Source organism: Pelotomaculum sp. FP (assembly GCF_004369245.1).
GTDB classification, from domain to species: domain Bacteria; phylum Bacillota; class Desulfotomaculia; order Desulfotomaculales; family Pelotomaculaceae; genus Pelotomaculum_C; species Pelotomaculum_C schinkii.
Map to the genome: position 1 here is coordinate 1 of NZ_QFGB01000034.1, position 13,514 is coordinate 13,514.

Consider the following 13,514-nt stretch of genomic DNA (forward strand, 5'->3'; position numbering starts at 1 on the left):
GGAACGGTTAATTGATCCCTGGACAACATATGAACCGAAGTAAACCTCAGTTTCCACTATTGGTTAGTATAACCATATAATTATTATGACTTGTTAATTACATATTATGGTAAACCGATCACGGATGCAATACCAACAGACATTTCCCGTAGAAATTCTTGCAAGAAGGCTTCTTCTGATTCACGTAAAAAAGTTAGATTTTTAATAATGGCTTTTTTCTTAAATCGCGCCTCTCTATCGGATATACTGATTTCCTTCACTCTATTTATATTTGTTTTAACTTTAGCAAGTCTTTTTGTTAAACATTGAGCCATTTCCCTTGGCGTTAGCGCATTAGAAGCTTCCAACCCAACGTTTAAATCCAGGTAAAACCACTCTAGATTGGATAAAAGCCTTTTTGAAGTTTCAGTAAGCGCTGTCTTGCCGGAATCTGTTATATAGTATCTTTTTCGGTCCGGCATTCGCCCGTCTCTCTCATTATGTGAAATGACCAACCCGTTTTCCTCTAACCTCTTTAATACCTGGTAAATAGAAGCTACTCCGACCCTAACCCACATCCTTAAATTCCGGTACTCAATCACTTTATTAATTTCGTATGCGTAGGAAGGTTTTTCTCTTACAATACTGAGTAAAATTGCTTCTATATTTGACAGTATTATTTTATTCACAGCAAACCCATCCTCCGTTTCATAGGCTCTCATTCAGATACCTTCCGAGGGCCCTTACGAACAACCAAGATAAGAGAAAAACGTCCGGTTAACTGGACTTACGTTCCGTCAGAACCGCACGTTATACGCATATTTTACCATGTATTCAATTGCGCATGTAAGTAAATTATTTCAATTTTTTACTTCTGCTTTTCCAGTATCAGGAAAAGTGCTGGTAAGCTCTATCAGAAGAAGTGATTGCTCTCCTGTCTCACAATGTCAATGAGGGAATTCTACAGGTAAGAAACTCCAAATCAGATCCCGTATCGAAATTAAGGCAAGCAATTTATCTTGGTATATACAGCTGGATGCTCAATGACATCATAAGGTATATTCATACTTTCCATAACATCAAATACTTTCTGACGAATTCTATTCATTTTTCGTTTTAATCCTCCCAAATTTGCATAGGCCCAACTCTAATATGCGGTGTAAAGTGGCAATATCTTCTTTTTCATCTGCCTGTCCGTAAGCGTCACTTAATAATACACTTAATATCCCGAATATTAAGGTAGCGCCATATCTTACACACCAACTTTCTAATACCTGTAGTCTATTACACATTCTTTAAAATAAATAAAATCCCTGCTTACCTTCTTCTACCCTGAGACAAATAGACTACTCTCGACTCTTCAATTCTGATATAGTAAACCTGACCCAGTTTGATGGACACATAGAATGACTGGTACAATAAAACCTGTGGAGGTGAAGTCTTCATGCAGGTTGACCGCAGGGCACGCGGACTGAGAGGGTTATTATCAGAGCCCTCGCAACGGATGAGTCAAATGTGAGGTTTGTTGTATCCTCTCACGATATCCCGTCTGTCCGCCAACAAATAAAATCGGTTATCGAACGCTATTCTTAAACACATAAAAAAGGAGCAGTCCAAACAGTTTACCTACATTCACCTATGTTGCATATTGAACTATTCTTTATCTATGATAATATGGAAGTAAGTCGGATAACCAGATTATAACAAAAGGAGTTGATAATGATGGAAAGCCTTCTGGCCAAGGAATTACATCTGACCGTTAAGCCGGTGGCAATCCTTCTGACAAACGAAAAACCAGAAGGAGCCTCACAATTTCGGCCGGGAAGCTGGGGTTGCGTGATGGCTATGCTAAAAGCCGCCTCCCTCGGCAAGACAGCCGTCTTCGACCGGGAGACCGTCGGTTGCGGCGGTGGCGGGGTGGGCTTAGGTTTCGGCAATGCATTCCACACAAGTGGGGCGGGTGACACAGGTGGTATCGAGTATTTCCTTTCCACAGGCCGGGGGGAGGGTTACCCCGAGGGTGAAGGTTACCGTAAGACGCCCGAACTTGCCTCCTGTTTTGTTAGCAATCTACCGATTATCGACCTGCCGTATACCTACCGGGTCTTCAAACCGCTGGAGCAGGTTGACCCATCCCTGGAGCAGCCTTGTTTAGTTACCTTCTTCGTCAATGCCGACCAGTTATGCGGCTTAGTGGTGATGGCAAACTATGACCGCCCGGATCTCAATAACGTGATCATTCCTCATTGTGCTGGTTGCCAGGGGCTCTTTCTCATTCCCTACAACGAGGTGAAAAGTGAAAACCCACGGGCTGTTGTGGGCATGATGGATCCTTCCGCTCGCCCCTTTATAGACCCTGGTCAGGTCACCTTCACCGTGCCGTACAAGCGGTTCCTGGAGATGGAGGCCAACATTCCGGACAGCTTTTTAACTAAAAGCACATGGAACAAGATAGCCGAGCGTATTACCAGCGTTCCTTCCGAAGTTTCGGCAGGAACCGATGGTTCCCAGACAAATAATGGGTAAATATGCCGTTTGGTAAACCAACAAACGCACTCGAAGACAAAGGATTTGCCATTCCCGTTTTTTCACCATAATAGGCACTGCGGTGTAAATGCACATTACTGTTGTCTTCAATGGATTTGCTTCCACTTTATCGAATAAAACAGATTCTACACCTGCAATTTTCAACTGTTCTTCTGTTCTTGCAAGATAACCGTTTGTTCTTGCGGATTTTCCGTCTGGAATAACAATCATAGCTTTTTTGCCAGGCATTTTTTGTGCATGCAAATTACTTAATTGGCCTGCTCCGAAGAAAACTCTTGTAGGTACATACATGTTAAAGCTTATATCAAATCCTCCATATTCATTAGTTCTTTTTCTTTATTTTAAAATTGCATTTTCGTAAACTTCGATTTTATAGTCCAGTTTATCAATTGTTTTTTTTAAATCTTCCATCTTGGCTGCCAGTTGATTCCTTTGTTCAATTAGAATATTTTTTCTGGCTGCAATGGTTTCTTCTCCTTGCCTGAAGAGTTCTACGTACTCAATCAACACCTCAACCATAAGTCCTGCACTTCTCATGCACTTGATAAATTCAATCCATTTTAAGTCAGTTTCTCCATAATCCCTAATTCCACTTTTATTTCTCTTTACAGGTGGTATCAAACCAATTCTTTCATAATACCGTAACGTATCTGGAGAGATATCGAGTTGTTTACTTACCTCTGCAATATTCATGTCTTTACCTCCTCGAAATGCAGTCTACCACTTGGAGCTAACTCCAAGTAAAGTCCAAAAACCATTCCAACAAGACGAAATGATGTCTTTATATCTGCTCAGGCTTCTGATTAGATTTCCGTGTCAAATACCTCAGCCACTTTTTTCAACTGCTCCACAACATCTATATGCTGTGGACAGTGCTGTTCACACTGCTTACAGCCGATACAGTCAGAAGCTTTCCCAAAGTCCTGCGTTAAATTCATATAGTAAACCATATGGTAAGGTACCAGTCCAAACTGCTCCTGGTTATTATACAAAGAAAAGTATTTCGGTATTGGTATCTCCTTCGGGCAGTCATCCACGCAATACCGGCATGCGGTGCATGGGATTGCAATACTGCTGTTAATAATCTCAGCGGCCTTTTTTATAATTTCTCTTTCTTCATCCTTCAAAGGCATAATATCCTGCATATAACTTACGTTGTCAACGACCTGTTCGTAATCGCTCATACCGCTAAGCACCATAAAAACATTTTCCAAAGAAGCTGCAAACCGGACTGCCCACGATGCCACGCTCATATCCGGGTGATAATCCTTAAACAGTAATTCCGCTTCATCAGGTACGTTAGCAAGCGCACCTCCTTTGACCGGCTCCATTACACTGACAGGCTTCTTATGCTTTGTTGCCACTTCATAGCACTTACGGGATTCGATTGTTTCATTGTCCCAGTCAATATAGTTGATTTGAAGCTGCACATATTCCATCTCCGGATGTTCTGTTAATATCCGGTCTAACAATTCTGCCTTGTCATGAAAAGAAAACCCTATGTGTTTTACCTTACCCTCTCCCTTTAATTTCTTCATAAATTCGAAGCCGCCATATTTCAAAGTGTCCGCATAGTTCTTCACACCGAGGTTATGCAACAGATAATAGTCAAAGTATTCAACCCCGCATCTTTCTAACTGCTCATTAAAAATTCTCTGATAATCACCACTACTGGTTACTATAAAAGTAGGCATTTTATCCGTCAATGTAAACGCTTCTCTTGGGTATCTTTCAACAAGAGCCTTTCTTGCAGCGACTTCGCTCATTCCCAGATGGTACACGTATGCCGTATCAAAATAGGTAAAACCATTTTCCAGATAGTAATGCACCATCTTATTTAAAAGTTCTTGATTGATACTTTTCAGATTTTCCTCTTCTGTTATTGGTAACCGCATCATTCCGAATCCTAATTTCTTCATACCGCATTCTCCATTTTCTTTGTTTTTAAAAGATTCAATGTGTGCTTTATTGCGTCAAAGGCATCAGATGGATTCTCAATATATTTGACGGTCTGTTCCATGGGGCAAAGGCCGGTTCCGGCGCGGTTGATGATAACATGAGTGAGCGTGTCACAGGAATACCGAACACCGTTTTGCAAAAAAACTTTTACCGCTTGCTCGCTCATTACGCAGGCGTATACCTCTCTGACTCCGGCCAACACAAAGAGCATGGCTGCCGCTTTGCCCACGATTTTGTCTGCGGCAGAATATCCGCTTAAGTTTGTTCCGGCAGTTATAAATTCCACCATGGGAGAAATGCCGCTTAGGGTGCTGGTATGGATGATGTCGTCTTTGCAAAGCACGCAGGTATAGTTGCCGCTTTGAAAGAGCGCTTTTGCGTGATCCATATCATTATAGCGTTTTCCCCTGCTTTCCATCCAAAACATCAGCAATGGGATTAGACACCACTGTAGCAGGACGCCTGGCAGGCCGGTGATCACGCAGTTCCAGATCAGGGAAACTTCCACAGTCTGACTGCCCAGTCCGTAAACGGCAAGGAGGAGCGCTCCGGCTTTAAGTATCCGTCCGACAATCTGTGCCAGCAGCAGCTTGCCAAATACCGGCATTTTAACTTTGTGCAGCGCTCCGGCAGCCAGACCATAGCCAGCCAGTTCAATCATTAAAAAAGGGAGCAGCGCCACTGTGGGCATCCCGGACAAAGCAAAACTGATTAAGGGGCTTAGGGCGCCGGCAACCATACCGACAGCAGGCCCGGCCAGCAATCCGACCAGCAGCACCGGCAGGTGCATGGGCAAAAAGGCTTCGCCTAAGGCAGATCCAAGCCCGGAAATAGCTCCCATCCCGTGAAAGATCTGAGGCAGAGCTACAGCGGCAAAGACGGCTGCAGCAGTGGTGAGCGTTTGGGTTTTGACGGCTGATTTGTTCAGAGTTAACGAATGTGTCATGAAATCATCTCCGTAATTTGAAATTTTATAACTTCTTATACTTTTTTCCCCATTTCATATGCCTGAACCATTGCCCTGCTTCCTTTAATGTCTCCCACATTCCAGGCGCCGGTTCCATAGATAATACCCTTTTCTTTTGCTCCGTAAAGGCAGGAAGTAAATCCTCTAAATCCTTCTATAGTCCTTTCCATTGCCTCCATATTCTTAAATTCTTCCGGTCTGATTCCATAATCGGACATTTGAGGTCTGCAACTCCGCATTCTTCCTGCAATTTTACTTACATTGTGATGAATCCATCGGCTCTTTCGCACCTTCCATTCCCATGGCATTTGCCATTTGTATTAATCTGTCGTCACACAGTCTAGCACTTGGAGTTAACTCCAAGTCAAGTATTTTTTTTGGAATATATTTAAGCTGCACTCCCATCATATAATCACCAACTGGAAAAATGTTCTTACTATTTCTTTTACTCTATTTTTGAGTCTATACCTGGATGATATTAATTTTGTCTCTTTATCCTAATAAATGGGTTAATTAACAAATAATTTAATAATAACCTATTTCTATTAAGAATAGATTGTTTTATATTTAGACAAGTAATTTTAAGTTGAAAATTAAAACACTTGATTGGTCCTATGCTTTAGCAAGAACAGTAAATTTTGAATAAATACGCCATAGCGTATATTAAATATCGTGATGAAAAATGTGTCATGGAAAAACAGTATCCGTCTTTAATTATTCTCTTGGGTTAAATTAGGGAACTTCTTGACTATGGGCATATAAAACTTATATATTTGATTTGGTTTTTTATATCACTAGAGGGGTTTCAATTCTTTTAACAAACAGGCTACAAAAAAATAAGCAGAAAAGTGGAGGACATCAAGTTGAGTGTTTGTGAACCGCGGAAAAATCTGTCATTAAGCTCCGATCCCGTGAAGGATGCGGCCTTAGGTGGGTTAATGAGTTGGTTAAGCCAGCAGCAGAAGGATGAAGTGGTATTTAATCAGGCAGAACTTAAAGCGCAAAACGAAACCCTGATTAGTGGCAACCAAAAACAATTATTTCTAACTGATGAGTTGGCGAAACTCCTCGGTGCCGAGGATACAACTACCTTCCGGGTCGTCAAGCGTCAAAACAAGATCGAAATCTACCCCAATATTCACAGCCTGGCAAAGGTTTATATTGAGCCGACAACCCTATGCAACCTGAATTGCCGCACCTGCATCCGGAAAACCTGGCATGAGCCTTTGGGAAGTATGAAACTGGAAGTGTTTGACGGCCTGCTCGAACAGCTTAAAGAGTTCAAAAGCCTGCAAACCGTGATGTTTGGCGGTTTCGGTGAACCCACCTTCCATAAAGACATTCTCTATATGATCGGGAAAGTCAAAGCACTGGGCCTTAAGGCGGAGATGGTAACCAACGGCACCCTGCTCAATGAAGCTATGCTGCAAGGTATGCTGGATAACGGCCTGGATACACTATGGGTATCCTTTGACGGAACGAGTGAGGACAGTTTTGATGATATCCGGGCGGGAGCCAGTTTTATTGAGGTGGTGCAAAACCTGAGACGGCTCAAGGAACTGAATCAACAGACTACGCACAAAATCAAAGTTGGAATCGCGTTTGTAGTCATGAAAAGGAATATCAAGGAATTAAGAAAGCTGGGAACACTGGCCCAAACGGTGGGCGCGGAGATGGTCTCTGTCAGCAATGTGATCCCCTACAGCAGCGACATGCTCGATCAGATGGTATGTGAAAGGATCCTCTGGGCTAATAGCATCTCGTATTACTCGAGATCCCTGCCAATCAATTTACCATTTATCGATAGAACGGAAACCACCAAACAGACCTTGTTCGAGCTATTCCGGGATTATAACAATATCAGTATCATGCGGAACCATATTGACACGGAAGCAGGCAGCTGCCGGTTTGTTAAGGAACGCTGCACCTTCATTAAATGGGACGGCACCGTAAGTTCCTGCATGGGCCTTTTACATTCCTATAAGACTTATTTCACCACAGGACGGGCAGAAAGGGAAGTTACAGCCTATGTTTTGGGAGATACCCGCAAAAACAGCTTGAAGGAGATATGGGACGGACAGGAATATCATGATTTCAGGGAAAAAGTTGATGAATTTGATTTTTCACCTTGCTTGCAGTGCGGTCCCTGTGACCTTGCCGAAAAAAACGAGGAAGACTGTTTTGGTAACAAATTTCCTACCTGTGGAGGTTGTTTATGGGCACAGGGTGTGATACAGTGTCCCTGATTTTTGCCTAAAATACCCATAGAGAGTATTTTTTTGATTATTCTTGTAAATAATAAATCGGTATGGATATATTTAGATGCATATTAAGGGTTGTGACCATACCGGCTGTGTTAATAATATCTGTACTTTTGATAGTAAACACGGCGGCTTCAGCTAACGAGGCTTCACAGAATACAAATACTCAATCTTTAGAAAAAAACGTTCCCATTCAGGTGACTTATACTGTGAAAGAAGGAGATAATCTTTGCAGTATCGCCTATAAACACCAGGTTATGCTCCGGGAATTGATGAGAGTTAATAACCTCAGCGACAGCCTGATCCGGCCGGAGGAGGTCCTGCAAATCCCCGAGAGCCTGCCTTACAGGAGCGGATTTTCCCGCGGGGATGTACCCAGGGACGAGTTAATGCTTCTGGCCAGATTGATTCACGCTGAAGCAAGGGGCGAGAGCTTCGAGGGTCAGGTGGCCGTCGGCGCCGTTATCTTGAACAGGATTAACAGCCCGTATTTCCCCAAAACAATACCGGAGGTCATTCTGCAAAAAAACAGCAGAGTCTACCAGTTCTCACCAGTAGAAGATGGGTCCATCAACCTGGAACCTGACGAGAAAGCAGTTAGCGCAGCTGAGCAGGCTCTCGCAGGGAAGGATCCCACAGGTGGGGCGCTGTTCTTTTACAATCCCGATATCAGCAAAGATACCTGGATTCAGACCCTGCCGGTCGTAACCAAAATCGGCAACCATGTTTTTGCAACCAGCACATGAAATAGAGGCGACCGTTAACCGGTCGCCTCTTTTGCTCAAGCCACAGCTTGAAGCAAACCGTGGGAGATTAAAAGAAACGCTATGGCTGCCATCAGTAATCTCAAGCATCTTCCGCCAATATGCGGTATCATGTAAAGTTTCTATATCTTCTGCTGTCCATGAAAGCAACATTTCAGGCGGCAGGTTGGCGTGAATATCCTTTTTAAGCCCGGGAACGGCAAACAGCAAGTATCCTCTATGCTTTACAAAAGGCAGCAAATGCTTGCCCAGGTACTTCTCATCACGTCCAAAATAGTGATAGGAATCTATGCTTACCACTGCGTCAAAGAATTCTTCGGCATACGGCAGATTATCGCTTCCGCATGGATTGAATAATTTGCTCAGTTGTGTACTAGCTTCCATAAATTACTATAAGAAGGGGCGCCTTGCCTTTGCTGCATAAAAAAATGATACCCAATGGATATCATTTTTTTATGCGGGGATTGATTTTATGCTCTAGATCATTTTGGCAATAAGTTCTGCCGGATCGAGGACAGGGACATTTTGTTCAGGGGTAGTCTTGTCTTTGACGCCATCTTCCAGCATAGTGATACAAAATGGACAGTTGGCGCCAATCGCCTGCGGCTCTTTGGCCAAAGCCTGTTCGACCCTCAGGTTGTTGATACGGTCGCCGATATTTTCTTCCATCCACATCCTTGATCCGCCTGCGCCGCAGCAGAAGCTCTTTTCGTGGTTGCGGTCCATCTCAATAAGCTGTACACCCGGGACCATCTTGAACAATGCTCTCGGCGCGTCAAATTCTTGCTGATAACGTCCAAGGTAGCAGGAATCATGGTAGACGATCTTCTGTTCAGGCAGCTGGACATTCTTATTCAGTTTCAGCCTGCCATCTTTGATGAGCTGGTTGATTAACTGGGTATGATGGATGACTTCAAAATTGCCGCCAAACTGCGGATATTCATTTTTCAGCGTATTGAAGCAGTGTGGACAGTTCGTAATGATTTTCTTGACTTTATAGTTGTTTAAGATACCGATATTTTCTTTGGCTATTAACTGGAAGAGATATTCATTACCGCCTCTGCGGACAAAGTCGCCGCAACACTTTTCTTCTTTGCCCAGGATGGCGAAATCAACACCGGCAGCTTTAAGGATTTTCGCTGTTGCGACAGACACTTTCTTGGCCCTGTTATCAAACGAACCTGCGCAGCCGACCCAGAAAAGGTACTCCGGATTTTCGGCTGTTTTCATGATATTCACATCAAGGCCCTTCGTCCATGATGCGCGATCACTCCAGCTGATACCCCACGGATTGAATTTGCTTTCAATATTGCGGAATGCAAGCTGCAGCTCCTCCGGATAATTATTTTCATTCATGACTTCATACCGGCGCATATCAATGATCTTATTGACATGTTCGTTGGATACGGGGCATAAGGTTTGACAAGCTCTGCACGTAGTGCAGGCCCACAGTTCATCACGGGTAAAGATGTCTCCGATCAATTCTTTCTGGAGGATCTGAGCCGCTTCGCGGTCCGTTTTCGTCAGCTTGGCCAGGTCCTCAGCGCTAAGATCATCAGCGTGTTGGATACCCAGCTTATTCAGCACGGCGCCCTTTTCCAGGAGATGGTCTTTTAACGTTCTGCTGAGCAGTTGTTTAGGATTTAAGGGTTTGCCTGAAATATTGGCAGGACAGTTGTCCATACAACGGCCACATTCCCCGCAGGAAAAGCTGTCGAGCAGCTGTTTCCAGGTGAAGTTTTCAATCTTTCCGACACCGTACTCCGTCAGCTTTTCATCTTCCAGATCCATGGCCGTGATTTGAGCGCCGGCTGGTTTCAGGGTCGCGAAATAGCTATTAAACGGCGTAGCCAGCAGGTGCAGGTGTTTGGAATTCGGGATATATACCAAAAATCCGAAAAGTATTAGGACGTGCATCCACCAAAATATTTCGCTGACAGCACCCAGGGTCTCAGGGCTGTATCCTTGATATATTCCGGCAAACATATTATAGACAAAGGCCAGGCTGTAAGCAGGGTTTGGGTCCAGGGCAACTTTGGCGCCACTGGTTAACCAGTCAGTGATGATGACTGCAAAGATCAAAATAACAACAATGGCAGCTTCCGCGGTCCGGTAAAGACGCTTCGGCCTGACGATCCATCTCCGAATAACGCCGATGATTAAGCCGATAAATACGAGTGATGCCAGAATATCTTTTACCAAAAAGAAGTAAGGATTTGTTCCCAAGAAAGGCACATGAACAGAAGGAAACAGCCCTTCGATCACAAGTGGAATTTCTCCTAAACCAATACTGATGAATCCCCAAAAGATTAATAAGTGGATAAACCCATAGTATTCTTTCAGCATTTTCCCATGCAGCAATACGTTCACAACAAAATTCTTAAATCGCTTGCCCGGGTGGTCAAACCTGTCCTCTTTTGCTCCCAGAGCCAGAATGCGTATTTTTTTATTCAGGGCATATGCAAAAGCGCTAACAGAAAGAACAGCAACTATTAAAAATATAATTAATTTTAAAGAAAGCAAACCAATACCTCCCTTTGCTTTAAGAATCCTCCCTGATACGGCTAATGAAACAGTGGTTATATTTAAAACAGTCAACTTTTTGGTTTAAAGCGTATAGTTGAAAGCTTGCAGTTTGAAGGCTGCAGGTTAACCTATATGGTATAAACCTTATCGTTTACGCCGTTGCCTTGAGCTTCAGTTCCTTAATCTTTTGGGTCAGCAGCGGTACAATTTTATGGAGATCACCGACTATGCCATAGGTGGCAATACTGAATATCGGCGCTTCGGGGTCAGTATTGATCGCGACAATAATTTCAGAGGTTTTCATCCCGGCTTGATGCTGGATAGCTCCCGAAATACCACAGGCAACATAGAGCTTCGGTGATACGGTCTTACCCGTTTGCCCGACCTGACGTTCATGCGGAACCCACCCGGAATCAACTGCTACACGGGATGCGCCGGCTACGCCGCCAAGGGCTTCGGCCAATTCCAGAATTAAATGGTAATGTTCCGGACCGCCGATCCCTCTGCCTCCGGATACAACGATTTCAGCATCCTGCAGATTCACACTATGGCCGAGGTTTTTCACGATATCCATAATTTTGGTGGTAACATCCTCTTCCTTAACGGAGGTTTGACAACGGATGATTTCTCCGGTGCGGGTATAATCCGGCTCAGCCATTTTCATGACTTTTGGACGGACAGTCGCCATCTGCGGCCGGTGGTTTTGGCACAAAATCGTGGCCATAACGTTGCCTCCGAAGGCTGGCCGGGTCTGTCTCAAAAGCCGTGTTTCCGGATCAATGGAAAGCTGGGTGCAATCCGCCGTGAGACCGGTCGTAATCCTTACACCAATCCGCGCTGCAAAGTCACGTCCGTTATTGGTGGCTCCGAACAGGACGATTTCCGGTTTGTAGGTGTTGATTAGTTCACAAATCGCAGTGGTATAGGCATCCGTACGGTAATCCTTAAATACCGGCGCGTCAATTAAATAAACTTTTTCGGCGCCATAAGCAAAACATTCTTTTGCTAATTCGCCGACATTTTCACCAAGCAAAACGCCGGCCAGCTCTACCTCCAGCTCATTTGCGAGTTTGCGTCCCTCGCTCAAAAGTTCGAGCGCTACAGTATCAATCTTGCCGTTGCGTTGTTCAATAAAGACCCAAACACCTTTGTATTCATCAAGCTTATTTTCCGGCGTTTTTTTTGCTTTTCTGGTTACTTCGATGGCTTTATTCGGACAGGCTTTGCCGCATACGCCACAGCCGGTGCAATTATCTTTGAACTTCGCAATACCGGCTACGATTTCAACGGCGCCAAAAGGGCATTTATCTACACATGCACCGCAGCCGTTACATAAATTATCGAGTATCTTTACGCTCATTTACCGCTCCTCCTTTACAATATTTCTCTTTCCTTGAGTTTACCGATGAGCAAGTCGCATAATTCTTCTTCATTTTTTCCCTTCAGCATCTCACTTGTGAATTTGACCTCAGGGTTAAAAACCTGCGCGACCTGTGTGGTGGAGCCATTCAATCCGGTCTTTTCGGGAGAAGCCTTGATGTCTTTAGCATTCCAGGTCGTTACCTCGGTTCTTGATGCCTTTATTGAACCCTTGACACTGGGATACCGGGGTTCAATACTTTTATCGACTGTGATAACCGCCGGCAATCTGACTTTAATCACTTCAAATCCGCCTTCAAAAGCACGTTCAACGACCAGATAATCGTCATGGACTTCTCTGATCTTTTGGACATAGGTCGTCTGCGAAAGGCCTAAATGCTCGGCAATACCCGGTCCTACCTGGCCGGTATCCCCGTCAATCGCCTGTTTCCCGCAGAAAATAATGTCCGGTTTGCCAACGTGCTCAATCGCTTTGGCTAAAGAATATGAGGTAGCCCAGGTATCGGCGCCTGCAAACGCAAAGTCACTGATCAGTACCGCTTCGTCCGCACCCATCGCCAGGCATTTGCGCAGCGCGGTTGCCGCCATGGGCGGTCCCATCGCCAGGACGGTAACTTTACCGCCGTATTGTTCTTTAATTCTAATAGCGGCTTCGGCGGCGCATTCGTCTGTAGGATTAACAATACTCGGCACACCGTCACGGATCAACGTGTTTTTTACCGGGTCGATCTTCACTTCAGTAGTATCTGGTACTTGTTTAATACAAACAACTATCTCCACTTTTTCCATCCTTTCCAACGAGAATGTACCCCAGTTAATAACTCATTTAGTGAATATTATTTTGGTTTATATTATTATAGCCTATAATACTGTAGCAAAAAAAATATTCTCATATTTACAAATTGTTTTAGATGTATATCATCCGACACAATAGCCGTCTGAGGCAACTAATTCTTTTTAGTTAACTCTCCGGAAGCATCTTCATCGGTATCCAAAATTGCCTGGCTTAGTCTGGTATAAATATCTGTAATGATCCAACCTCCTTTTAATTTATTGGGCTTTCAATGTAAATAGCGTCCACCTCCTTGGAACACTGCGGGCGCTTGACAGCCCCCGGTGGATGAGTTCCAG

12 protein-coding genes and 1 pseudogene are annotated in these 13,514 nt (G+C 44.1%); 4 read left to right on the forward strand and 9 right to left on the reverse strand.

All coding sequences use genetic code 11. The features are described from left to right. Nucleotides 1–104: 104 nt before the first annotated feature. Entirely contained in the window at nucleotides 105–701 is a 597-nt protein-coding gene (locus tag Psfp_RS13300) for a PadR family transcriptional regulator (protein WP_243120642.1), read from the reverse strand. 997 nt (nucleotides 702–1,698) lie between these two features. On the opposite strand from Psfp_RS13300, the gene Psfp_RS13305 reads away from it, so the two are divergent. Next, nucleotides 1,699–2,505, forward strand: a complete 807-nt coding sequence (locus Psfp_RS13305) for a DUF169 domain-containing protein (protein ID WP_348981149.1) — start codon at nucleotides 1,699–1,701, stop codon at nucleotides 2,503–2,505. A gap of 93 nt (nucleotides 2,506–2,598) precedes the next feature. Here Psfp_RS13305 and Psfp_RS13310 read toward each other — a convergent pair. From Psfp_RS13310 to Psfp_RS13330, 5 genes and pseudogenes are all read right to left on the reverse strand, one after another. After that, nucleotides 2,599–2,829 (reverse strand): annotated as a pseudogene (locus Psfp_RS13310) (iron-containing alcohol dehydrogenase); the annotation flags it as partial. Nucleotides 2,830–2,862: 33 nt separating this feature from the next. Next, nucleotides 2,863–3,219 (reverse strand): MerR family transcriptional regulator, encoded by a 357-nt coding sequence (locus tag Psfp_RS13315; protein ID WP_134219032.1) that lies wholly within the window; start codon nucleotides 3,217–3,219, stop codon nucleotides 2,863–2,865. 110 nt (nucleotides 3,220–3,329) lie between these two features. Beyond that, nucleotides 3,330–4,445 carry an aldo/keto reductase gene (locus tag Psfp_RS13320; RefSeq protein WP_134219033.1) on the reverse strand — a complete coding sequence of 372 codons (1,116 nt, stop codon included), beginning with the start codon at nucleotides 4,443–4,445 and terminating at the stop codon, nucleotides 3,330–3,332. Beyond that, nucleotides 4,442–5,431, reverse strand: a complete 990-nt coding sequence (locus Psfp_RS13325) for an ECF transporter S component (protein ID WP_134219034.1) — start codon at nucleotides 5,429–5,431, stop codon at nucleotides 4,442–4,444. Before Psfp_RS13325 ends, Psfp_RS13320 begins: the two co-directional genes overlap by 4 nt. 35 nt (nucleotides 5,432–5,466) lie before the next feature. Further along, on the reverse strand, nucleotides 5,467–5,670 hold the full coding sequence (locus Psfp_RS13330; protein ID WP_348981147.1) for a hypothetical protein: 204 nt from the start codon (nucleotides 5,668–5,670) through the stop codon (nucleotides 5,467–5,469). 720 nt (nucleotides 5,671–6,390) lie between these two features. On the opposite strand from Psfp_RS13330, the gene Psfp_RS13335 reads away from it, so the two are divergent. The 3 genes from Psfp_RS13335 to Psfp_RS13345 all read left to right on the forward strand — a co-directional run bounded on the left by Psfp_RS13335 (nucleotide 6,391) and on the right by Psfp_RS13345 (nucleotide 8,834). Continuing rightward, a complete protein-coding gene (locus Psfp_RS13335; protein WP_134219035.1) occupies nucleotides 6,391–7,698 on the forward strand; it encodes a radical SAM protein in 1,308 nt (435 codons plus the stop codon). Between the two features lie 224 nt (nucleotides 7,699–7,922). After that, the gene (locus Psfp_RS13340) at nucleotides 7,923–8,459 is read left to right on the forward strand and encodes a cell wall hydrolase (RefSeq protein WP_348981148.1); all 537 of its coding nucleotides are present in this window, start codon (nucleotides 7,923–7,925) and stop codon (nucleotides 8,457–8,459) included. A gap of 189 nt (nucleotides 8,460–8,648) precedes the next feature. Then, on the forward strand, nucleotides 8,649–8,834 hold the full coding sequence (locus Psfp_RS13345; RefSeq protein WP_134219037.1) for a hypothetical protein: 186 nt from the start codon (nucleotides 8,649–8,651) through the stop codon (nucleotides 8,832–8,834). Between the two features lie 120 nt (nucleotides 8,835–8,954). Here Psfp_RS13345 and Psfp_RS13350 read toward each other — a convergent pair whose 3' ends face one another. The 3 genes from Psfp_RS13350 to Psfp_RS13360 form a co-directional block, all read right to left on the reverse strand. Continuing rightward, on the reverse strand, nucleotides 8,955–11,000 hold the full coding sequence (locus Psfp_RS13350) for a (Fe-S)-binding protein (RefSeq protein ID WP_134219038.1): 2,046 nt from the start codon (nucleotides 10,998–11,000) through the stop codon (nucleotides 8,955–8,957). A gap of 154 nt (nucleotides 11,001–11,154) precedes the next feature. Further along, nucleotides 11,155–12,363 carry an electron transfer flavoprotein subunit alpha gene (locus Psfp_RS13355; RefSeq protein WP_134219039.1) on the reverse strand — a complete coding sequence of 403 codons (1,209 nt, stop codon included), beginning with the start codon at nucleotides 12,361–12,363 and terminating at the stop codon, nucleotides 11,155–11,157. Nucleotides 12,364–12,377: 14 nt separating this feature from the next. Continuing rightward, a complete protein-coding gene (locus Psfp_RS13360) occupies nucleotides 12,378–13,163 on the reverse strand; it encodes an electron transfer flavoprotein subunit beta/FixA family protein (RefSeq protein ID WP_134219065.1) in 786 nt (261 codons plus the stop codon). Nucleotides 13,164–13,514 lie beyond the last annotated feature (351 nt).

Bases quoted from the DNA above. Each gene is read 5' to 3' on its own strand.
- Psfp_RS13300 (WP_243120642.1), bottom strand. From the start codon at position 701: ATGAGAGCCTATGAAACGGAGGATGGGTTTGCTGTGAATAAAATAATA.
- Psfp_RS13305 (WP_348981149.1), top strand. From the start codon at position 1,699: ATGATGGAAAGCCTTCTGGCCAAGGAATTACATCTGACCGTTAAGCCG.
- Psfp_RS13315 (WP_134219032.1), bottom strand. From the start codon at position 3,219: ATGAATATTGCAGAGGTAAGTAAACAACTCGATATCTCTCCAGATACG.
- Psfp_RS13320 (WP_134219033.1), bottom strand. From the start codon at position 4,445: ATGAAGAAATTAGGATTCGGAATGATGCGGTTACCAATAACAGAAGAG.
- Psfp_RS13325 (WP_134219034.1), bottom strand. From the start codon at position 5,431: ATGACACATTCGTTAACTCTGAACAAATCAGCCGTCAAAACCCAAACG.
- Psfp_RS13330 (WP_348981147.1), bottom strand. From the start codon at position 5,670: ATGTCCGATTATGGAATCAGACCGGAAGAATTTAAGAATATGGAGGCA.
- Psfp_RS13335 (WP_134219035.1), top strand. From the start codon at position 6,391: ATGAGTTGGTTAAGCCAGCAGCAGAAGGATGAAGTGGTATTTAATCAG.
- Psfp_RS13355 (WP_134219039.1), bottom strand. From the start codon at position 12,363: ATGAGCGTAAAGATACTCGATAATTTATGTAACGGCTGCGGTGCATGT.